Annotated in this window: 14 protein-coding genes, 1 tRNA gene and 1 pseudogene; 3 read left to right on the top strand and 13 right to left on the bottom strand. The window is 39.0% G+C overall.

Translation table 11 applies throughout. From position 1 onward, the window contains the following. Positions 1-41: 41 nt before the first annotated feature. The 10 genes and pseudogenes from X953_RS04570 to X953_RS04525 all read right to left on the bottom strand — a co-directional run bounded on the left by X953_RS04570 (position 42) and on the right by X953_RS04525 (position 13,429). The gene (locus X953_RS04570; protein WP_040954546.1) at positions 42-1,229 is read right to left on the bottom strand and encodes a NupC/NupG family nucleoside CNT transporter; all 1,188 of its coding nucleotides are present in this window, start codon (positions 1,227-1,229) and stop codon (positions 42-44) included. An 898-nt stretch (positions 1,230-2,127) separates the two neighbouring features. Next, positions 2,128-3,441 (bottom strand): 2-oxoglutarate dehydrogenase complex dihydrolipoyllysine-residue succinyltransferase, encoded by a 1,314-nt coding sequence (gene odhB / locus X953_RS04565; RefSeq protein WP_040954545.1) that lies wholly within the window; start codon positions 3,439-3,441, stop codon positions 2,128-2,130. Next, positions 3,428-6,293 (bottom strand): annotated as a pseudogene (locus X953_RS04560) (2-oxoglutarate dehydrogenase E1 component). The gene odhB and the pseudogene X953_RS04560 overlap by 14 nt, the downstream one beginning before the upstream one ends. A 515-nt stretch (positions 6,294-6,808) precedes the next feature. Next, a complete protein-coding gene (trmL, locus tag X953_RS04555; RefSeq protein ID WP_040954544.1) occupies positions 6,809-7,282 on the bottom strand; it encodes a tRNA (uridine(34)/cytosine(34)/5-carboxymethylaminomethyluridine(34)-2'-O)-methyltransferase TrmL in 474 nt (157 codons plus the stop codon). Positions 7,283-7,326: 44 nt separating this feature from the next. Continuing rightward, the gene (locus X953_RS04550; protein ID WP_040954543.1) at positions 7,327-8,175 is read right to left on the bottom strand and encodes an amidase domain-containing protein; all 849 of its coding nucleotides are present in this window, start codon (positions 8,173-8,175) and stop codon (positions 7,327-7,329) included. Between the two features lie 56 nt (positions 8,176-8,231). Next, the gene (locus X953_RS04545; RefSeq protein ID WP_040954542.1) at positions 8,232-8,750 is read right to left on the bottom strand and encodes a methylated-DNA--[protein]-cysteine S-methyltransferase; all 519 of its coding nucleotides are present in this window, start codon (positions 8,748-8,750) and stop codon (positions 8,232-8,234) included. Positions 8,751-8,770: 20 nt separating this feature from the next. Then, complete coding sequence (gene queG, locus X953_RS04540) at positions 8,771-9,916, bottom strand: tRNA epoxyqueuosine(34) reductase QueG (protein WP_040954541.1); 1,146 nt, start codon at positions 9,914-9,916, stop codon at positions 8,771-8,773. Positions 9,917-9,954: 38 nt separating this feature from the next. Then, positions 9,955-11,652, bottom strand: a complete 1,698-nt coding sequence (locus tag X953_RS04535; RefSeq protein ID WP_040954540.1) for an ABC-ATPase domain-containing protein — start codon at positions 11,650-11,652, stop codon at positions 9,955-9,957. 849 nt (positions 11,653-12,501) lie between these two features. Continuing rightward, a tRNA-Gly gene (locus X953_RS04530) sits at positions 12,502-12,575 on the bottom strand. 164 nt (positions 12,576-12,739) lie between these two features. Beyond that, on the bottom strand, positions 12,740-13,429 hold the full coding sequence (locus X953_RS04525) for a Crp/Fnr family transcriptional regulator (protein WP_040954539.1): 690 nt from the start codon (positions 13,427-13,429) through the stop codon (positions 12,740-12,742). 135 nt (positions 13,430-13,564) lie between these two features. Between X953_RS04525 and dat the strand changes: the two genes are divergently transcribed. From dat to X953_RS04510, 3 genes are all read left to right on the top strand, one after another. After that, positions 13,565-14,443 carry a D-amino-acid transaminase gene (dat, locus tag X953_RS04520; protein ID WP_040954538.1) on the top strand — a complete coding sequence of 293 codons (879 nt, stop codon included), beginning with the start codon at positions 13,565-13,567 and terminating at the stop codon, positions 14,441-14,443. A gap of 134 nt (positions 14,444-14,577) precedes the next feature. Next, positions 14,578-15,102 carry a DNA topology modulation protein gene (locus X953_RS04515; RefSeq protein ID WP_040954537.1) on the top strand — a complete coding sequence of 175 codons (525 nt, stop codon included), beginning with the start codon at positions 14,578-14,580 and terminating at the stop codon, positions 15,100-15,102. A gap of 111 nt (positions 15,103-15,213) precedes the next feature. Beyond that, positions 15,214-17,211, top strand: coding sequence for a S9 family peptidase (locus X953_RS04510; RefSeq protein WP_040954536.1), 1,998 nt, complete (start codon positions 15,214-15,216; stop codon positions 17,209-17,211). Positions 17,212-17,337: 126 nt separating this feature from the next. Here the strand turns inward: X953_RS04510 and carB are convergent, their stop codons facing one another. Genes carB through argB form a run of 3 tightly spaced genes read right to left on the bottom strand, consistent with a single transcriptional unit; the run spans position 17,338 to position 22,596 of the window. Beyond that, positions 17,338-20,592 carry a carbamoyl-phosphate synthase (glutamine-hydrolyzing) large subunit gene (carB, locus tag X953_RS04505; protein ID WP_040954535.1) on the bottom strand — a complete coding sequence of 1,085 codons (3,255 nt, stop codon included), beginning with the start codon at positions 20,590-20,592 and terminating at the stop codon, positions 17,338-17,340. Then, the gene (locus X953_RS04500) at positions 20,589-21,791 is read right to left on the bottom strand and encodes an acetylornithine transaminase (protein WP_040954534.1); all 1,203 of its coding nucleotides are present in this window, start codon (positions 21,789-21,791) and stop codon (positions 20,589-20,591) included. Before X953_RS04500 ends, carB begins: the two co-directional genes overlap by 4 nt. Then, a complete protein-coding gene (gene argB, locus X953_RS04495; RefSeq protein WP_232217773.1) occupies positions 21,784-22,596 on the bottom strand; it encodes an acetylglutamate kinase in 813 nt (270 codons plus the stop codon). Before argB ends, X953_RS04500 begins: the two co-directional genes overlap by 8 nt.

Raw genomic sequence — 22,596 nt, 5'->3', positions numbered from 1 at the left:
ACTATTAAAAAAAGACCACCCATCAGGGCAGCCTTTATCATTTATAAAAATAGACCAACAATTGTTGCGGATAGTATGGATGCGAGTGTAGCACCGACTAATAACTTAAGACCGAAACCGGATACGCTGACAGCTTTCTCACTATCAATTCCTTTAACTGTTCCAGCAATAATACCAATTGAAGAGAAGTTTGCGAAACTTGTAAGGAATACAGATACAATCCCTACTGTTTTTTCTGACATATCTGCAATCATAGGTTGGAAGTCAAGCATAGCCACAAATTCATTTGTAACAATTTTTGTTCCCATTACCGAGCCTGCTTGTACCACTTCACCCGGAGAGATACCCATTAGAATTCCAATTGGTGATAAAATATAACCTAGTATTTCCTGTAATGTTATACCAGCGAATACCAATTGAATTAACCAGTTCACGAGTTCCAGGGAGGCAATAAAGGCTATTAGCATGGCAGCAACGATTAAGGCAATTTTACCACCTTCTAATGCACCGTTCCCCATTGCTTCAAATATACTTTTATCATTTGTAACATCTTTGATATCAACAACATCTTTTTCTTTTGGTACTCGAACGGGAGCAATAATGGATGCAACCATTAAAGCACTAAACATATTTAATGGTAGTGCTACCAAAACATACTCCGGAGGTAGCATTTGCAAATACGCTCCAACAATGGAAGCAGATACAGATCCCATCGCGGAAGCACTTACAATATAAAGACGGTTATCATTTAAATGATGGAACTGTGTACGTATTGCAATTAGTGCTTCTGATTGACCAAAAAATATACTGTTAACAGCATTAAATGATTCAACCTTAGGAAGTCCAGTAATTTTTGAAATTAAACCACCCAGATACTTAATAACTGGAGGAAGGATTTTCAAATAAGTTAGCACAGATAGAATTGTCGCGAAGAAAATAATAAGTAGTAAGACGTTAAAAAAGAAAACGCCTCCTTCTTCAACAACAAATCCTCCAACAACAAAATTAACCCCTTCTGTTCCAAATTCAATTAATTTATTAAAACCTGCAGAGATTTTATTAATAATAAACTGACCAATCTCGGTAGTAAACATGAACCATGTTGTTAACAATTGTAAAACTAACATTATTCCGATGCCTTTATAATTAATATTCCTTTTGTCATTAGACATTAGAAATGCTAGCCCGAGGACTACGATAATTGCTACTATTCCAAGAAGAATTGCCACGGAATTAGCCTCCCTTATTTTTTGTAAATGTTTTCATTTCTACTTTCTATGACAATTGTAGCAAGTTGTCAGACGTCTTTCAAGTGAAAGTTTTTTCTGTAAATTTCTTTAACATCTTATCAATTCCCTACTTTGCGCCTTTTTAACATAGAAATTCGATTGAAATTTTATTTGTTTACATACACCTAACAAGTCTACAAATACAGTACTTTTTTCAGGGGCCTTCCGATTGACTTTTTAAAATTATAGCTAATTATTCTTTTATTATATCTAGGAATTGCTTAAACCAACAGATATTGTAGTTTTAGAAAAAGAGTTCTACTGCAAAGGTTGAGGTATAACCGTATTTTGTTCATTCATAGTTGGAGAGAACTGCGCAGTAGAGAAAACTTATTTCCCAATTAATATAAAATAGCTAAAATAACATCGCTACGGAAAAATACTGCGCTTTCCGGGGGCGGCTGATGAGCCTCCTCATGCTACGCATTCCGGGGTCTCACCGATGCCTTATCTCCCCCAGGAGTCTCCGTATTTTTCCTTCGCTACTATTTACTATTATACCTAGGAAGAAAAATTGCGTCTGCCTACACCCAGAATGTGCTATGTACAAATTGATTGGAGTGGAGGGCGGCGACTCCTGCCGGAATAGCATGAGGCGAAGACCCTGGACGGAGCGTAGCGGAGGAAGCGGCTGAGGCCATGCCGGCGGAAAGCGTCCGCCTGAAACGCAAATCAATGGGTGCTTCCTCTGTAAAATGAATTACTCCATTCTCCACAAGTTACGTCGCAGTTTATCTATTTCCGAATCATTGAATAACTCCAACATATATATTAGAACAAAAAAAGCAACCGGTATCTGCTTTTACAGGCAGATTCCGGTTGCTTTGCATATTATATATTAGCCTTCTAATAGAAGATCATATGGGTCTTCAAGTAATTGCTTCACTCTGACTAGGAACTGTACTGCTTCCTTGCCATCAACGATTCGATGGTCATAAGAAAGAGCTAAATACATCATCGGACGTACTTCGATAGTATCATCCGGCATCACCATGGCACGCTTTTGAATATTGTGCATTCCTAAAATACCAACCTGTGGTGCGTTCAGGATTGGGGTAGATAGCATGGATCCAAATGTACCACCATTAGTAATTGTGAATGAACCACCTTGTAGGTCTTCCATAGCTAATTTCTTATCACGTGCTTTTTTACCGAGATTTCCAATTTCACGTTCTACGCCTGCAAAATCAAGACGATCTGCATCACGTACTACTGGAACTACTAGTCCATCATCGGTAGATACCGCAATACCAATATCATAGAATTTTTTCAGAACAAGCTCGTTACCTTGAATTTCCGCATTTAATAATGGGAATTCTTTTAATGCGCCCACAACAGCTTTGGTAAAGAAGGACATAAAACCAAGCTTTACCCCATGCTTGTCAATGAATTTTTCTTTTCTCTCACTACGAAGCTTCATTACATTAGTTAAGTCAACTTCGTTAAATGTAGTAAGCATAGCTGCTTCATGTTGTACTTCAACAAGACGCTTTGCAATTGTCTGACGACGACGTGACATTTTCACACGTTCTACTGGCTTATCAAATTCTGTTTTTTCTGCTGTTTTTGGTGCTTCTTTCTTAGCTGGCTTCGATTCTTTCTTCTCTGATGTACCTTTTGCTGCAGCATCTACATCTTCTGGACGAATCCTTCCTAGTGGATCACGTGAACTGACTGTACTTAAATCAATTCCAAGTTCTCTGGCGCGTTTTCTCGCTGCAGGTGATGCAATTACATCGCCTTTTTTGTCGTCATTCTGATCCTTCTTAGATGCTTCTTCTGTGTTCTCAACTTTAGATTCTTCTTTTTTCTCTTCTTTTTCTTCTTTTTTCTTATCTTCTTTTGGTTCTTCCTTTTGTTCTTCTTGCTTTTCTTCCTTTGAGTCTTCATTGCTGGAAGAATCAGCGCCAGCTTCCCCATTTTCATCTAGCTTGGCAATAATATCTCCCACTTCAACGTCTTCACCCTCACCTTGAACAATTTCAGTGATGACACCCGCATAGTCGGAGTTCACTTCGACATTAACCTTGTCTGTTTCCAATTCAACTACTGGATCACCTTTTTCTACTTTGTCGCCTTCTTTGACTAACCACTCTGCAATAGTACCTTCAGTAATGGATTCGGCTAGCTCTGGTATTTTAATTTCTTTCACTGGAATCTCCTCCTTTAGACGGGTTAATTGCTTGTTGTACAATCTGATTTTGCTCTGTTTTATGCACATTTGGCACACCTACAGCAGGTGATGAACGATCCGGTCGTCCAATGTAACGTAATGACTGGTTTTCTTGTAAAAGATCTCTTAAATAATCATCTACAAAATCCCAGCTCCCCATATTTTTTGGTTCTTCCTGTACCCAAACTATTTCTTCCAGATTAGGCAGTTCTTTTATCTCTTTTTCTAGTTCCTTTTTAGGGAATGGGTAAATTTGTTCAAGTCGCAACACACGTAACCAATCGAACTTTTCTTCAGAATTAGCAATAGCATCTTCAATATCGACCATCACTTTCCCACTACCAATTAATAATCTTTTGGCATTCTTCTTACTTACCTTCAAATTTGGCTGAGATCGCAATGGCTGGAATTTGCCATTTGTGAATTCTTCTGCCGCAGATGCTACACGCTGGTTACGCAATAAACTTTTTGGTGTCATCAATATTAAAGGTCTAGCTTCTTCTCTTCCTCGCATTGCTGCCTGTCTACGGATCAAATGGAAGAATTGAGCAGAAGAAGTTACATTTGCTACAATCCAGTTATTTTCTGCTGCCATTTGCAGGAATCTTTCCAAGCGAGCACTTGAATGTTCAGGTCCTTGCCCTTCATATCCATGTGGAAGCAACATAACCATGTTTGATTTTTCGCCCCATTTGGCACGAGAAGCCGAAATAAACTGATCAAAAATTACCTGACCTGCATTGGCAAAATCTCCGAATTGCGCTTCCCAGATTACTAGAGTGTTTGGTGATTCCACACTATAGCCATATTCAAAGCCAAGTACACCGGCTTCGGATAAAGGACTGTTTCGAATATCGAATGATGCTTTTGCTTGTTCAAGACCATGCATTGGACAATATTTTTCATTTGTTTCCACATCATGAAGTACAAGATGGCGATGAGCAAAAGTTCCTCGCTCTGAGTCTTGACCAGTCAAACGAATCGGAATACCATCCTGAAGAATGGAAGCATAAGTTAACGCCTCTCCAGCTCCCCAGTCTGCTTTATTGCCTTCCTCCAAGACGTTTTTACGACGAGTTAAAATCTTTTCCAATTTTTTTAAAGCCGTTAAAGCCTTCAGGTCTTTTCAATAATCCCTCATTTAGGGCTTTTAATGTATCTAGATCTACGGATGTCTCAAATCCATCTAAACCATTTGCTAATACTTTTGGCATGTTTGGAACTTCTACTGCACCCGCTTCATTTTCTTTCATACTATCATAAATTCCCCGTAGGTGGTCTTCCACATCTTCTTGGACTTTTTTGAAAGTATCTTCCCCGACAACACCTTTGTCTCTTAAAACTCCAGCAAAAACATTTGCTACAGTTGGGTGCTTATCAATCTTCTGATAAAGCGCTGGTTGTGTAGTTCGTGGTTCATCCATTTCATTATGACCATAACGGCGATAACCTACTAAATCAATCAAGAAGTCTTTGTTGAACTTTTGACGATAATCGTAGGCAATTTTTATTGCTGAAATACAAGCAATTGGATCATCTGCATTAACATGGATGATTGGTATTTCAAATCCTTTAGCTAAATCACTTGCATATCTGGTTGAACGACCATCTGTTTGATTTGTCGTATAACCTACTAAGTTGTTTGCAATGATATGGAGCGTACCTCCTGTTGAGTACCCAGGTAATCCACTCAAATTCAAGGTCTCTGCTACAACACCTTCTCCAATAAAAGCAGCATCGCCATGGATAAGTACACTAAATGCCTTATTCAAATCCCTTTTAGGGTATCCCTTTTGAGATCGATCATCCTGTGCAGCACGCGCAAAGCCTTCCACTACAGGGTTCACAAACTCAAGGTGAGAAGGGTTATGGGCAAGTGTTATACGTGTTGTCGTCTCATCGCCTTCTTTAACATCTCTAGTTGCCCCGAAGTGATATTTAACATCTCCAGTCCAACCGTAATTGATTCCCATAGAACCTTCAGAAGGAATTAACTCTTTATCAGGGGAATGGTGAAACTCGGAAAAAATTTTATCATAAGGTTTTCCCAAGACATGGGCGAGTACAGATAAACGCCCGCGATGCGCCATTCCCATCATTATATTTTCAATTTTATCTTCCGTAGCATATTTCACAATCTGATCAAGCATCGGAACCATAGATTCCAATCCCTCAATTGAAAAGCGCTTTTGACCAACAAATGTTTTTTGTAGGAAGCTTTCAAATCCTTCCACATGTGCAAGTCGTTCGAGTAGTTGCTTCTTCTCCTCATCTGATAGATCAAGACGAGCATGCCCTGCTTCAATCAAATCAAGAAGCCACTTGCGCTCCTCATCATTATTCATGTGGTCATATTCAAAAGTAATTGTTCCTGAATAATACTTCTTCAATTCTTTAATAACATCCAGGCCATTCTTAACATTACTTGGCGCTTTCTCCCATAACCAAGCTGCTGGCATGTTTGTCAAATCATCCTCACTTAAGCCGTATGATTGCGGTTCAACTAAGGGTGATTTTCTTTCTTCCTGAGGACCAACTGGATAAATATCCGCCTCTAGATGACCAAAACGACGAATAGCCTCAACAAGTTTCATTGCTGAGGTAAGCTTCTTTATATCCTTGATTGAGGTTCCTTGTGGTTCTCCTTGCACACTGCTACTAGGTTTAGTTAACCATTCAGGAGCACCATGCCGATCGAACATTTGCTTAATAGATTGATCGACAAGATTCGGGTCCTCTTTGTATAGCTCATATTGTTCCTCAACATACCCCATGTTAGGACCATGAAATTCTGCCCAGAATCTTTCATTAGATTCTACATTCTGTGCCACGTTTTTATACCCCCATTAGAAGTTAGCGTTATCCGTTATGTAACGGTTATTCACATCCATCTACATTATAGAACTGACGAATGACTTCATCAACTAATATACCCTATTTTATTACCTTAAACAATATAATGTTACCAGTATTTTTATTGTAAGTTTTTTCAAACATCCTGTAAGAAAAAATAATGGATTTCTGTGGTTCACATAAAGCGAATATTTAGGTATAATAAGGACATAATTACACCTAATCGTTCTTTTACATACAAAGGAGGAGTTTTACATGAAATTGGCATTACTGATGGGAGTAGCTTTAACTTTTATTATCTCAACCTTCACTTCCGGCTATGAAGCAAAGCCGGCAGTCCCAAAGAAAAACCAATAATGATTATCTAATTCTAAAAGCCGTGATGTAATAGTACATCACGGCTTTTCATATGGCGCAATAGTCTATTTGATCTAGCACTCAAAATAGGAGTTTCTCTACCAATATTATAACATTTGCTGTAGAGTCACTTTTATTAAATCAAATCTGGGAAACCCTGTTGGCGCAGTACTTCATATATAATAATTGCAGCTGTATTTGATAAATTTAAAGACCGTACTTTATCATTCATATGGATACGGAGACATTGCTCTTCTTTTCCCTCTAATAATTGAAGAGGGATACCATCTGTCTCCCTGCCGAAGACGAAAAACAAGTCTTCCTCTTTGTTGGAAAAGTCATAGTCTGTATAATGCTTGGTGCCAAAATTTTCTATATAATAATATTTCCCTTCAGGGTATGTGTTGTAAAGCTCCGTTATGTTCTTATGCTCCACTATATCCACATTCTTCCAATAATCCAACCCAGCTCGACGAAGCATTTTATCATCTGTTGAAAATCCTAGTGGATGGACTAAATGAAGCGTAGTATCTGTTGCTAAACAAGTTCTGGCAATATTTCCCGTGTTTGCGGGTATTTCCGGTTGAAATAGAACGACATGTAAACTCACTTTTCTAATCTCCTTACATTGTTAGTACTGTCTTAGTATATCACTTACTTGTCACCAATGCGGAAAAATTTATACTTAATATCAGGTGTCCATGCTGCGGAATCCTCATAAGACCAGTAACGGTTCCGGCTATTATTTGTATGGGCGTTCACCAATGGCATTCCATACGCATCCTTCGTTACAACAATCGTGTTGTGATCCCACCTTCCATCACCTTGAAAATCATAGCAAATGATATCACCTGGGAGCAGTTCAGAGGCATCATCTACTTCCGTGCCTTGAAGCCCTTGAGTAGAACCACTTAAATACCATCGTAATGAATGAGCCACTGCCCAGCTAAAGCTCCAATTATCGTTTTGGTACCACCATCCCGTTTCTCTTGAAGGCGCCCCCCTCATTGGTGCACCCCCAGCATATAAGCACTGAGAAACATAATTGGTGCAATCCACATCAAATTTTTTATATGCAGGATTATAACTATTCCACCATCTCTCTGCATAGCGGACAGCTTGGTTACGATCATAAGTAAATCTTTCTAAAGAAACCTCATCTCCACGTATCTCTTCAGGCAATATACTAGGGTTCTCAGGTTGTTCATAATGAATTGGATAATGATTAGTTATCTCTCCATCATGATAACGGAATTCATACGGGGTTATTTCCTCCTCCAGATAAAAAAAATCATCTTGTTTAATGAGGTATGACAAATGGACAAGGTAGTGGTATACACGATTATTATCAAAAAAGAACTCTTTATATAACCGACCATCCCCATGAATACGAATAATTTCAGCATCTCTTTCTTTACATAAGCTGCGTTTTTTTTGCCACCAACCAGTTGTTTGTTTTTCAGATAAGAAATAATCCAGCCATTCCTTTTTAATTTTTTCCATAAAAATCCCCTCCATTAAATATATATGGAGAGGATGCTTGTCAAATTGCCTTAATTTCAATTTGCTGCTTCATGTTTAAGAAGATATTCCTTTTTATCCAGACCGCCATTATAACCAACTAGCTTTCCGTTCGCCCCAATTACGCGATGACAAGGAACTACAATCGAAAATGGATTCTTATTAACTGCCCCTCCCACCGCTCTTACTGCTTTCGGGTTACCAATTATTTCTGCAATCTCTTTATACGTTTTGGTCTCCTTGTATTCAATACGATCATACAGTGCTTGCCAAACCTTTTGTTGAAAGCTGGTCCCATAAAATTTAAAAGGAATAGTAAACGTCTGCTTCTGATGTTTAAAGTAAGCCTCCAACTCCTCCTTGGCAGGAGCAATTAATTCAGGTTGATGAACAAAATAGGGATCTCCCATAAATTTTTTGGCCCAGGTTGATAATCTTCTTTCTAAGTCAGCAAGGCTCCCATACTCTATTCGAACTATTGCTTCTCCATCACTAAGTAACAGCAATGTCCCTATTGGTGACTCCATTTCGTCATAATACAATGTAATTTTATTCATAATTAGTCTCTCCCACCTAATTAATTCCTGCTGGCTTCTTTTTCAAAAGCAAGGCCCTTTTTCATTTCATAAATAACTCGCTCATCTGTTTCTTTATTCATTGCATCATTAATTGCGGTATAGGCTCTTTCCGTTCCAATTTTACCAAGGGACCATGCAGCAGTTCCGCGTATTACCGGTCGCGGATCTGTTTTCATTACTTCAATTAGTTCTTCCACTGCTGTTATGTCTTTATAATGCCCCAATGCAATTAATGCATTTCTTTGCAGTGGCTTCTTGCCTCGCCAAGAACCAGCAATGGAGCCAAATGTCTCTTTGAATTCGCGGTTGGATATACGTAACATCGGCTTAAGTTTTGGCTTAGCTATTTCATGGTCTGGTTCAAATTCAGGATGATGGTGAAAATCTACTTTTTTGTTTTTGGGGCAGACTACCTGACATGTGTCACAGCCATAAACTCTATTCCCAATTTTTGTACGAAACTCATCAGGCAAAAAGTCTTTGGTTTGAGTGAGAAATGCAATACAACGCTGTGCATTTAGCTGCCCTCCTTGCACTAAAGCCCCTGTTGGACAAGCATCCAAACATTTTGTGCATTCACCACAGCTATCCTCCACAGGACTATCAGGGAGAAAAGGAATATTTGTGATCAACTCTCCTAAATAGACAAAGGAGCCAAATTCAGGTGTGATAATTGCAGTATTTTTTCCACTAAATCCAATGCCTGCTCGTTCAGCAACAGCACGATCGGACAGTTCACCGGTATCTACCATCACCTTATTGCTTACATCAGGCACCTTTTCTTTAAGAAAAGCAGCAAGCCTATCCAATCTGTCACGCATAACAACATGGTAATCTACCCCCCATGAAGCACGTGCAAAGATTCCTCTACGTTCTTCCTTTGTACTTTTGGGGGCGTCCTTCATTCGAGAAGGGTAGGCAAGTGCAATAGAAATAATGGATTGAGCTTCAGGTAACAAACGGGTTGGTTCTGTTCGTTCGTCCACGCTTCCTTTTTCAAACCCTGACTGATAACCTAGCTCTTGCTGCCTTTTCAATCTCTCCTTTAATTCAGAAAAGACATCTGTGGAGGCAAAGCCAATTTTATCAATACCTATTTCTTTGCTGTATTCTATAACTTCTTGTTTAAGTTTGTTGATATCCATCGGCTTACCCTCCTTATAATCGTTGTTTTGTTTTATTCTTATTTTACCATAGCCGTGCGCATTCGGTTTAGCACTGCAGCAATCTCATATCTTCGTGGTCTTGCAATATCTCCAGGATGCTGGTCTTTAAACACTGTAAAGGAAGCAAGTCCTTCAGTATCCATTTTCTTCTCCAGTTCATCCAATAACGCATGCAGCGATTTATTTTGAAGTTTGTTACTACGATCTAAATAGCTGATAATCTCAGCAATCATCCTGGTTTGCGAGGCGTCAACAAGTTGTTCCGTATGATGAAAAGTAATATCTGTTGTTCCCATTAGTATCGTTGACAATCCTTTAGCCTGTGTTTTCGCTCGTTTTCCTTTTTTTGTTTGCAGGGTTGATTGCTGAAAATAACGATCTCTTACTTTTCCAAACGTGTCTTCTTTAGACATGTCTCTTTCCAGCGGGTTTTCCGTCATAATTTGCTTTGCCTTTTCTGTCAAGTTATGCGGCAAGTAGGATTCCATCATAATTACTGTATCTGCAACAGCAAAGTAATCACCTGAACCACCCATAACAATTATAGTAGAAATCTCTAGTTGGTTGTATAGCTGACTTATTTTATCGATAAATGGCGTAATAGGTTCCTTATCTTTTTGTACAAGTTGCTGCATTCGATGGTCACGAATCATGAAATTAGTCGCACTTGTATCTTCATCGATAAGTAAGGTGGAGGCACCTGCTTCCAAAGATTCCATTACATTTGCCGCCTGTGATGTACTGCCACTTGCATTTTCTGTCGTGAAAAAGCTTGTATCTTTTTTGTGTGGTAAATTGGAAATAAAAGGTGAAATATCTACACCTGTAACTTGCCGGCCATCTTCAGCACGGATCTTTACTGCATCGGGGTCTGTAAGTACATATTCTCTGCCATCCCCATCTGTATGTGCATATACTCCTCTTTCAATCGCTTCGAGAATGGTGCTTTTACCATGATAACCCCCTCCGACAATTAGTGTAATTCCTTTAGATATAGCCATTCCACGTAGTGGTTCTTTCTTATGGGGGATTGGTATTTCTACTTCGTCTTCCTTTGGACTTTGAAAAGGTACCGCGTTCTTTAAAGGTCGGTTACTTACACCACTTTTTCGAGGAAGGATAGCGCCATTATTAATAAAGGCGATCCATCCATTTTTTTGCATAGCCTTCCGAATGGCAACCTGTTGATCTGCAAGTTGAACGGATGCCTCTACTTCTTCGTCCTTTAATGTAAATATAGAGTTTTCTATTATAGAAGGAATAGACTGCCCAAATAGTTTCTCTGCCTCTTTACCATTAATCCGCCGTCCGTTTGCAGGCAATCCAATGGAAATACAAACTGTAATAGCATGTGAATCTAATTGGATAGCACTTCGTTCAATAACTTCCTGTCCAGGCTGATCGAATAAAATTAGCCCACTTTTACCAGATCCTTTTATGAAGGTCTTTTGCTTGTGAATGGCTTTTGCTACTACTCTTGCCATTTTATCCTCTGCCGCTATTTTTCTTTCATAAGAGGTAAGCCATTCATTCTGGATTGGTCGTTGTTTGGTTGGAATGACTATTCTAATTTTGGAGGGTGTCGCAAATGGATCACCTTGTACATAATCTATAAATAAATCAAACTTCGTGTAGCTATATTTTCCTTGAATGTCTTTGTAGGCTTTATATCCCTTGTTATCAATTCGTTTAAGCTCGTTCATTAGTCGTTTCATCAAACATCCCTCGCTCATATATAGTTATTGGTTTAAGAATACTATGCAGGAAAAGTGGTTTTCAAGTGAAGTGGTAAAAGAAGAATACAGGAAGATGAAGTAGGTTTAGTTCTATTTTGAAATCAAGTGTACTAAATTAATAACTATAGCCCTTTTTAAAGAGTTGGAGTAAAATGCGAACTAGAGTAAGTCTCATTTTAAGGAAGTGGATAGCCCCATTGATTTCCGCTGCAGGGGGACGCTTTCCGCCGGCATGGCTTCAGCCGCTTCCTCCGCTACGCTCCGTCCAGGGTCTTCAGCTCATGCTATTCCGGCAGGAGTCGCCCCCTTTCGCTCCAATCAATTTGTATGAGCTTTAAATTCCAAATGCCGAGTGGATTTTTCACTTGTCCTTGAAGAAGTTAAGCGAGCTTTTTTCACCTAATCCTAAGGTCATTATTGCTGAAAAAGTAAATCTTAGCGAAGGAAAATACGGAGACTTCTGGGGGAGATGAGGCATAGGTGAGACCCCGGAATGCGGTAGCATGAGGAGGCTCATAAGCCGCCCCCGAAAAGCGAAGTGTTTTCCGTAGCGGTGGTGTAACCAGTTTCAGTATTTTAGTGATCTTTCCAGCAAGAAACTTTCTTTCATAGTTAGTTTAGAGATCAATAGTTAGTTCGCAGTTTATATATTTTGTGAATTAGTTAAGACTATACTGTAGAATAGGATGTCTTGTATAAAATATCCTATTAACTCTATATTTCTTATTAGGAACTTGGAACTTGTATGCTTAGTTTACACATATAATAAAAGTAAAAAACGCAACACTTCGTAAATAAATTACGAAACACTGCGTTATGACATATGTATGGAGCGGGTGAAGGGAATCGAACCCTCATCATCAGCTTGGAAGGCTGAGGTTTTACCACTAAACTACACCCGCACATCATTAACTATTAAATTATCAACGCTCAAATTAATTACTGTGGTAAAACAATGTGTTTTTCGAACGCATTTTTAATTATAACAAGCACATTTTAAAAAATCAATAAAAAATTTCTTTTTTCGACAGAATTTTTATAGAAGCTATCACAAAGAGAATAGCTTCTATAAAATACAGTTTTCCACACCGCAATTTTCACATATGAGTAATTCCCTGAAATAATTAATATCTTTAATAAAATAGTATTTGTTGTCATTGGTTATTAGGCCTTGCTCTTTCCACTTATTTACAACACGACTTACCGTCTCTCTCGAAATACCTATATGCTTACTAATCTCTCTAACACGAATCGGTTCTGTTATTCGGATTCCGTTTTTTGTCACAATTCCGTACATGTTAGAATATCGAATAAATACAGATGCTATTGCACCTTCTGAGCCAAAGGCAATGTAATCTCGCATTTTAGCTTTGCTTGCCTCCAATGATTCTGCTACCCATCGGGTAAAATGTAGCCCAAGTGACCCGTTTTGTTCGATAAGCTCTTCTGCCTTTACTCTTGTAATACGATTTAAGACTGCATCTTCAGTAACTACTGCGGTATTTGAATATTTGGTTCCACTAAATATCCCTATTTCACCAAAACAGTCATTTTCTTTTCTGGTAAAGATGGTAATTTCCTTGTCAGAACCCATTCCCTTGTAAATACGAACAGTCCCGCTTTCTATAAAGTAAAGAGCTTCTGCGGGGCTCCCTTCACTAAACACAGTAGTATTCTTCATGTACTCTTTACGAAAGCTATTCATCATCAATTTTTCGTAAGTTGGATTATCTAATCTGTTTAACAAGGGTTCCATGGTCACACACCTCTCTATGTATTTAATTATACACAGACAACGGATGGTCGTTCTGTGAGATTTCTCACTTTAATATACATTTACAAGTAGCCACGGAAGTATTAGAATAGTCATAACTTTAGGAGGGAAAATTTCATGTCTGTTTATCCAATTATTTTAGCGCAAGACAAATTTACACATCGTGATGAATTAAAATATCCGTATGAAGAAAGAGGCCTGCAGTTCGGGGACGGCGTTTATGAAGTAATCCGCATATATAACGGTGAATACTATCTATTAAATGAGCATGTTGACCGCCTCTTCCGCTCTACAGAAGCTATTAAGATTAACTTATCATTAACGAAAGATGAACTCAAGAAGCTACTACTAGAGCTATTAACAAAAAATAAGATGACAGCAGATGGGAAAGTATATTTGCAGGTATCTCGAGGCTCTGCGCCAAGAGATCATGTTTTTCCTTTAAATGTTCCTGCAAATATGTATGCCTATCTACAGGATTTGCCGCGTAATCAGGAAAACTTGGATAATGGCGTATGTACAATTACACAACGTGACATCCGCTGGGAAAATTGCTATATTAAAAGCTTAAATCTTCTTCCAAACGTATTGGCTAAGCAAGAAGCAAAGGAACAAGGGTGTTATGAAGCGATTCTTCATAGGGATGGATTGGTAACAGAATGTAGTTCCTCAAACGCATATTTAGTAAAAGACGGGAAAATTCATACCCATCCTGCCACCAATAATATTTTGCATGGATGTGTGCGGATGCGTGTAGAAAAGTTTGCTAATGACTTAAACATTCCTTTTATAGAAGAAGGGTTTTCTGTTGAAGATATTGCTATGGCTGATGAGATCTTTTTATCCAGCAGTACTTCCGAAGTTATGCCTGTAATTAAAGTTGATAACAAGGAAATTAATAATGGAAAACCTGGCAAAATTACAAGACAACTCCAAAAAGCATACATAGCAGATGCTAATATCACTAGTGATGATGTCTTAAAACCTTCTGTTTAATTTTAGGAATTTCCTTTATAAGAGACGCGCAGCTGCCAAGGGAAAGAGCCGCTTGGCAGTTGTTTTTTGATTATAATTTTCCCAAAATTATGCTAAATTAATCTACCAAAATATGTGATGTAGTAGGTGATGCTATGAAGAAAATTGCAATTATTGGCAGTGGGGGCTCAGGAAAATCTACGTTAGCAACAAAGCTTGGACATATGTTGCATCTTCCCGTGTTCCACCTGGATGCTATCTTCTGGAAGCCTGGTTGGGAACCAATAGAACGAGAAGAACTTATAAAAAAGAGCCAAAGAATTATTGAACAGAATGCATGGATTATCGACGGTAACTATAGTTCAACAATGGATATCCGTCTTCAACATGCTGATACAGTCATTTTTCTTCATTATAAAACCTCAGTATGTCTGTATGGAATAGTAAAACGTAGAATCCAGTTCCACAACAAGACCAGGCCAGATATGGGCGAAAATTGTAAGGAAAAGCTGGATTGGGAGTTTTTCCAGTGGGTACGCGACTATAATAAAACAAAAGCGCCTGCCGTTTATGATAGGCTGTCCAAATTGGAAGAAGGAAAAAACATTTATGTCTTTAAGAAACGAAAAGATTTAAACCGCTTTTTAAGAAGTGTGGAAAGTGCTTCTTCCTTCAATTGAATCATATATTGCAGGAATTAAACCAGCCTTGGGGAAATGCCTTCTACAGATGTATTGTCACTACCATTATCATGATCGTAGTTAAATTTTAAAATAAAAGGAGCTAAAATAATGAACGAAAAAAGATCGCTTAAAACGGAAGACTTGCTGGAATATGAAATTGTAAGTGACCCTAAATTCACTCCATATGGTAATGCCTACACCTATGTATCTACAACCATTAATGAGAAAAAAGAATACGAGTCACATCTATTTTCCCAAAGCTTGGACTCTAAAGATAGACACCAATGGACGTTTGGCAAGGAGAAAAGCAATAACATATACGTCTCTCCTGATGGGAAAAAGGCTGTTTTCCAGTCCAACAGAAGTGGAACTGAACAGTTGTGGCTCCTACCCATGCAAGGAGGGGAAGCACAACAGCTTACTAAACTTAAACACGGGGCTAGCAACCCAGTTTGGGGACCTGACAGTAATACCCTCATTTTTAACGCATCCATAGATCCGGCAGAAGATAGTAACAATCTCAGCGAAATATCGAAAGAGGAAAAAGACAAAGAACAGAAAGAATTGGCTAAGCGTCCACTTGTCATAAACCGTCTAAAATATAAATCAGACGCTAAAGGTTTTCATGATCAGAAGCGTACCCAGTTATTTGCCTTGGATATAGAAACAGGTAACCTGGAGCAGTTAACGAGTGCACATACTGACCATATCCTGCAGGATGTTTCACCAGATGGGAATGAGATTTTATTTATTGCCAACCTTGGAGAGAATGAAGATTATGAACAGGTTGACGACATCTATATTTTGAACCGTTTTTCCAAGAAAATAAAGAAACTTACAGATAGTAAAGGTACATATCATCGTGCAGTATATGCTCCTGTTGGTAATAAAATTGCTGCATTCGGCCATAGCTTTACTTATGCAGGTGCTACACTTACTGACTTATACATTTTTGATCCGGTAAGCCATGAAAAAAGTATCTTGAGTGCTGAATGGGATATTCAACTGGGTGATGCTATGATAGGTGATACGCGCTTAGGAAACTCTGAGAGTGGGCCGATTTGGGCGACGGATGGAGAAAGTATCTTTTTTCTTGCAACAGACCACGGGGTAACTGGTCTGTACCAAGTCTCCTTAACAGGTGAATTGGACGTTCTTTACAAAGAGAACCATCATGTATTTGGTTTCACTTACGATGCCCATTCTGGTTCATTTATTCTTGGAATTAGTACACCAACAAATCCTTGCAATTTCTATCACTTAAAGAAAGATGGAGAGATCCATAGATTAACAGATTTCAACTCGGCTCTTTTATCCAAGCTAACATTAGCTGAACCAGAAACAATTACTGTTCCAACTAAGGATGGTGAAGAAATTCAAGGGTGGCTACTGCCTCCATCAGGATATCAGGATGGTGAAAAATATCCAATGATTTTGGAAATCCATGGAGGCCCCCATGCCATGTATGGCCAAACTTATTTCCATGAATTACAACTGTTAGCAGCAAAAGGGTATGTTGTAGTGTATGCAAACCCCCGCGGAAGCCACGGTTATGGGCAAGAATTTGTGAATGCTTGCCGTACTGATTACGGTAATGGCGATTATACAGACCTGATGGAGGTAGTAGATTATGTACTGGCAAACTTCGATTTTATTGATAAAGATAGACTTGGGGTGACTGGTGGCAGTTATGGAGGATTCATGACAAATTGGATTGTAGGACATACAAACCGCTTTAAGGCTGCGGTTACACAACGTTCTATTTCTAATTGGCTTAGTTTTTATGGCGTTAGTGATATTGGTTTCTTTTTTAATGAGTGGGAACACGGTTTAAACCTATTAGATGACCCAAAAAAGCTATGGGATATCTCTCCTCTAAAATATGCTAAAAATGTAGAAACTCCTTTATTGATTTTGCATGGAGAAAAAGACTTTCGTTGCCCGGTGGAACAAGGGGAGCAGTTATTCATAACACTAAAGCATCTACGAAAAGAAGTTGAATTCGTCCGCTTTCCTGATGCCAATCATGAATTAAGCAGAAGTGGTAAACCAGAGATGAGAATAGAGAGATTAAACCACATTTGCCGTTGGTTTGAGAAATTATAGAAAAACGCATATCTGTTTATGTTAATGCAGCAGCACTAAGCTTTGTGCTGCTGCTAATTCGTTAGTTATGCTTCTGTAATCAATCGTTTATAAGTATACATTTATTAGTGAATGCTGCTTTTACGTTTACTTTTCGGCATGTAATACTTTATCTTTATTTAATTGATGCAAATACTCTTGCAAAGACTTCGGTTTGATAACATGCTCTGCATTACGAAGCCAGCTATAAAGTACTTGTAGTGTATCAAGGCTAGTAAAATAAGGGGTCTGATACCGGACAGCAAGCTCACGAAGATAAAATCCTGTCTTTTCTTTTTTCCTGCCTTGGCTTGGTATATTCAGCACTAGATCAGGCGTATTTGAACGCCAAAGGCCATGTATTTCTTCCTTTGTATAAACCGTATTATATACCGGAATACCCATTTCCTCTAAATAGGCTGTTGTCCCCTTTGTAGCGGTGATTACAGCACCTTCCACTATAAGCTTTTTAAGTAAATCTATACAATTTGGCTTCTCCCTTTCCGAAATGGATACAATCACGTTTAACGGTTTTTTACTCTTAAACATCTTCTGAACATTTTCAGGCAAAGCATTAGCTAAGGCTACTTCTTTTGTTTCTCCTATACCAATAGCTTCTCCGGTAGATTTCATTTCAGGCCCAAGTACATGATCTACTCCTTTTAGCTTCCCTGCTGAAAACACAGGAGCTTTTACCATATAATATTCAGGTTCATTAGCTAGATTCAACTCCGAGCTGATATCATCCAGCGCTTCACCTAACTGCGCCCTTACTCCCCACTCAACCATCGGTATATCCATTATTTTACTGAGCATAGGTACAGTTCTGGAGGAACGTGGGTTGACTTCCAATACATAAATCGTATCTCCATCGATGACAAATTGAATATTCATCATCCCAATAATAGGTACTTGTTGACTAATAATACGCGCAATGTTGATTATTCTTTCCTTCATTTTATCAGTAAGGGAAATGGCTGGAAAGATATTCATACTGTCTCCGGAATGGACACCTGCCCTCTCTATATGTTCAACAATTCCAGGCACAATGATTTGCTGCCCGTCACTGATTACATCGATTTCGCACTCTACTCCCGGTATATATGAATCAATAAGTAGTGGCCAACAACGATCCTTTGTATCCTGCTGAATCCGTTTGACATATGCTTGCAATTCTATTTCATTATTGCAAATAAACATTGATTGTCCGCCTATAACATAGGATGGGCGAATAAGTACCGGAAAACCCAACTGACTTGCGGTTGTCGAAATGTCTTCATGTTCATTTACGACAAAACCAGGCACATGATTGATGTTTAATTTATTCAACACTTCATAAAATTGCTCCCTGTCTTCCATTTGATCAATATGTTTTGGTGCAGTTCCAAAAATATGGACGCCTTCCTCCTGAAGAGAGTTTGCTAAATTCACAGCCGTTTGGCCGCCAAATTGAATAAGAACGCCAGCGGGTTTCTCCTTTTCAATTACTGCTAACACATCTTCCAGGGCCAATGGTTCAAAATACAGTCGATCCGCAATTGTGTAATCGGTACTTACTGTTTCTGGATTGTTATTAATTACAATTGCTTCATATCCCATTTTCTTTACTGCAAGAGCAGCATGTACAGAACAATAATCAAATTCTACCCCTTGGCCAATACGAATCGGACCAGAGCCCAGGACAAGTATTTTTTCCGTTTCAGTTTCATACACTGGCTCCTCGTTATCGTTCCCCCAGGAGGAGTAATAGCACGAAGCTATTGGTTGCGTGCTGGATTGGGAGGTTTTCATTAAGTGATAAGACAAATGGAAATCCATGCTTTTATACAAGCTTCTTACTTTCTTCCCCGTTGTTTCCAGTAATTCTGCAATTCGTTCATCACTAATATTTAGCAACTTTGCTTCCTTAAGCAATTCTGATGAAACGTTAGACAGACTGTACCTTTCTATCTTCTGTTCGCAAGTAATTACTTTATTAATTTCTTCAATGAACCAGGAATTAATTTGTGTTATTTCTTGTATCTCATTTACCTCTATTCCTCTCGTTAAAGCCTCCGCAATGGCGAAAAGTCGGAGATCATTTGGTACTGCTATGGACTCCATTAAGTCTTCTTTAGAGAGAACGGACATTTCCTTCCAATTTAAGCTATTCATATGAAGTTCAAGTGAACGCACAGCCTTATTCAAGGCTCCGATAAAGGTACGGTCTATAGCCATTACTTCACCCGTTGCTTTCATTTGCGTACCTAATCTACGATCTGCTTCTGTAAATTTATCGAAAGGAAATCGTGGTGCTTTTACTACTACATAATCCAATACTGGTGCTTCGCTTGCGTATGCGTTGCCAGCAACCGGATTGACTATTTCATCTAATGTGTAGCCAATTGCACATTTAGTAGCCACTAAGGCAATTGGATATGCTGTCGCTTTAGAAGCTAGTGCAGAGGAACGGCTGACCCGGGGATTGACTTCAATAATATAATACGCATTCGTCTCTGGATGCAAAGCAAATTGAATATTACACCCGCCAATGACATGCAAAGCCCGAATAATTTTCACCGAAGCACGCTCTAGTAATTCCTTTTGTTCCGTCGTGATCGTTTGCGAGGGCGCTACGACAATGGAATCACCTGTATGCACACCAACTGGGTCTACGTTCTCCATGTCACACACAACTACACAATTATCCGCAGCATCACGAATTACTTCAAATTCAATTTCTTTCCATCCTTTTATACTTTTTTCCACCAGCACCTGATCAATGGGACTCAGGTTTAACCCATTCTCCAAGAGTTCTTTGTATTCATCTTCACTTTCTGCAAAACCGCCACCTTCTCCTCCAAGGGTGTAGGCAGGGCGCAAAATGACTGGGTATCCAGTAGATTGGATAAATGATTTTCCTTCTTCCACTGATTGAATAATTGTTGATTCGCAAACAGGCTCATTTATTTCAAGCATCAGCTCACGGAATTTTTCTCTGTCCTCGCCTTGCTGTATGGAAGGGACAGATGAACCTAACAATTTAACTTGATACTTTTCTAAGATACCTTGTTCATGAAGCTCAACGGTTAAGTTTAAGCCTGTTTGACCTCCCAATGTGCCAATTAGACCATCTGGTTTTTCTATGGATATAATGCTTTCAAGTGATTCAATAGTCAATGGCTCCATATAGACATGATCTGCTATTTGTTTATCTGTCATCATAGTGGCAGGATTATTGTTTACGAGTATAACTTCTATTCCTTCTTCTTTTAGCGCTATGCATGCTTGTGTTCCCGCGTAATCAAACTCAGCAGCCTGACCAATAACTATGGGACCTGAACCAATGACCATTACTTTCTTTAATTGATTAATTTTTGTCATAGCTGGTTCGCCCCTTTAGCCTGTAAAATTTCTTTAAAAACAGTAATAAATGTTGTCAATTCTTCCTGTGATACAGTTAAAGGTGGCAGGATTCGCAGCACATGAGACCCTGCAAGAAGCACCAGAATTCCTTTTTCTCTAAATGCGGTAACCAAAGGAGCAGCCTCTTCTTTCATTTGTACACCAATTAATAAGCCACTCATTTTCACTTCTTTAATAGAAGAGAATTGTTGCTTTAGGGCTGCTAATTGTTCAGCCATCCATCTACTTTTATTTTCCACTTCATTTAATATGCTATTGTTCATAATTGTTTCTATTGTTGCCAGGCCGGCAGCCATCGCTAAGGGGTTCCCTCCAAAAGTACTACCATGCGTTCCAGGCTGAAATGACTCCGCTACCGTTTTCTTTGCAAGAAGTGCACCTACAGGAAAACCTGAACCAAGCCCTTTTGCTAATGTAATGACATCTGGATCAACACCGAACTGCTCATAAGCAAACAACTCCCCGGTTCTACCCATTCCTGTCTGTATTTCATCTACCATAAAAAGGATATCATGCTCATGGCATAGATCACGAAGGTTAGTTAACCATTCTATATTTGCAGGATTAACTCCCCCTTCTCCTTGAATCAATTCCAATAGAACTGCTGTTGTTTTACCGTTGTGCACTTGCTTCAAGGCTTCGATATTGTTGTAAGGAAGATAGCGAAATCCAGGCGTCAACGGAGTGAATCCTTGATGAATTTTTTCTTGTGCGGTTGCTGCCATGGTGGAACCTGTACGGCCATGGAAGGATTGAGTAAATGTTACAATCTCTGTCCTGTCTACCCACCCCTTATCCTTTGCATATTTCTTTGCCAATTTAATCGCGGCCTCGTTTGCTTCTGCACCACTATTACAAAAAAATACCTGATCAAGGCAGCTATATTTTACTAGCTGTTCAGCAAGCTTTTTCTGAGCCGGGATATGGTATAGATTAGAACAATGCCAAAGTTGCTCCAATTGCTCCTTTACTGCTTCTTCTACACTATCAGGTATATGACCAAGATTGCATGTTGCTATACCAGAAGTAAAATCAAGGTAGTTAGCTCCTTCATCATCCCATACATAACTACCCTTTCCTTTTACAAGTGTGAGCGGAAATCTGTTATAAACATTCATTAAGGCAGATGAAGCTTGTTCAGTTACAGTTTCAGACATGATTGGCCTCCTTTTCTATAATTAGCTTTGTGCCCGCTTGTTTTCCATCCAAATAAGCTTCTATATCTTTGGATTCCCATCCATTTAGAATTACTGTTTCTGTTACACCGCCTGTTAATGCCTTTAGAGCCGATTGCACCTTTGGTATCATTCCACCATGAATAGTTCCTGCTTCGATCATCGTTTCGATCTGTTCCTTTGTTAAATTAGGATGAACAATTGTACGCCCATCAAGCTCTTCCTTCACACCAGGTATATCACTAATAAAGGCAAGCTTGGCATTCATCGACTCAGCCACGGCTGCGGCAGCCATATCCCCATTGATATTATAATGCTGCCCATCTGAACCTAGCCCTATGGGTGATATCACCGGAATGGCACCATGCTGAATGATAAGGTGGAGCCATTCCGTATCTACATTTTCCACTTCACCTACATACCCGATTTCTTCTTGTATTCCCAGAGGTTTCGCCTGTAAAATCGCCGCATCTACGCCACTTAAACCAATTGCCTTGCCATCTATTGTTTGAATAGAGGTAACAATGTGTTTATTAATTGATCCACTCATCACCATTTCAGCAATTTCTAAAACATCTTTGGATGTTTTTCGAAGCCCTTTTACAAATTCATGTTCTATATTCAAGTGATCCAGTAACTTATTAATCGTCGGTCCACCACCATGCACGATAATCGGATTACATTTGCCCGACCTTTTTAAATGTACAAGCATGTCATAAAACGAATTGGGAAGCTCTGCAATAATACTTCCGCCTAATTTGAATACAATATTACTCAGTTCTCTCAC

Origin of the sequence: Virgibacillus sp. SK37, from assembly GCF_000725285.1 — a bacterium.
Classification (GTDB): domain Bacteria; phylum Bacillota; class Bacilli; order Bacillales; family Amphibacillaceae; genus Virgibacillus_Q.
The sequence above is the reverse complement of the archived record's forward strand: the minus strand, read 5'-3'. Positions and strand labels throughout refer to the sequence as shown.

Excerpts from the sequence above, each read along its gene's own strand:
- X953_RS04550 (WP_040954543.1), bottom strand. The coding sequence starts at position 8,175 with ATGGAAAAAATTAAAAAGGAATGGCTGGATTATTTCTTATCTGAAAAA.
- X953_RS04545 (WP_040954542.1), bottom strand. The coding sequence starts at position 8,750 with ATGAATAAAATTACATTGTATTATGACGAAATGGAGTCACCAATAGGG.
- queG (WP_040954541.1), bottom strand. The coding sequence starts at position 9,916 with ATGGATATCAACAAACTTAAACAAGAAGTTATAGAATACAGCAAAGAA.
- X953_RS04535 (WP_040954540.1), bottom strand. The coding sequence starts at position 11,652 with ATGAAACGACTAATGAACGAGCTTAAACGAATTGATAACAAGGGATAT.
- X953_RS04525 (WP_040954539.1), bottom strand. The coding sequence starts at position 13,429 with ATGGAACCCTTGTTAAACAGATTAGATAATCCAACTTACGAAAAATTG.
- dat (WP_040954538.1), top strand. The coding sequence starts at position 13,565 with ATGTCTGTTTATCCAATTATTTTAGCGCAAGACAAATTTACACATCGT.
- X953_RS04515 (WP_040954537.1), top strand. The coding sequence starts at position 14,578 with ATGAAGAAAATTGCAATTATTGGCAGTGGGGGCTCAGGAAAATCTACG.
- X953_RS04510 (WP_040954536.1), top strand. The coding sequence starts at position 15,214 with ATGAACGAAAAAAGATCGCTTAAAACGGAAGACTTGCTGGAATATGAA.
- carB (WP_040954535.1), bottom strand. The coding sequence starts at position 20,592 with ATGACAAAAATTAATCAATTAAAGAAAGTAATGGTCATTGGTTCAGGT.
- X953_RS04500 (WP_040954534.1), bottom strand. The coding sequence starts at position 21,791 with ATGTCTGAAACTGTAACTGAACAAGCTTCATCTGCCTTAATGAATGTT.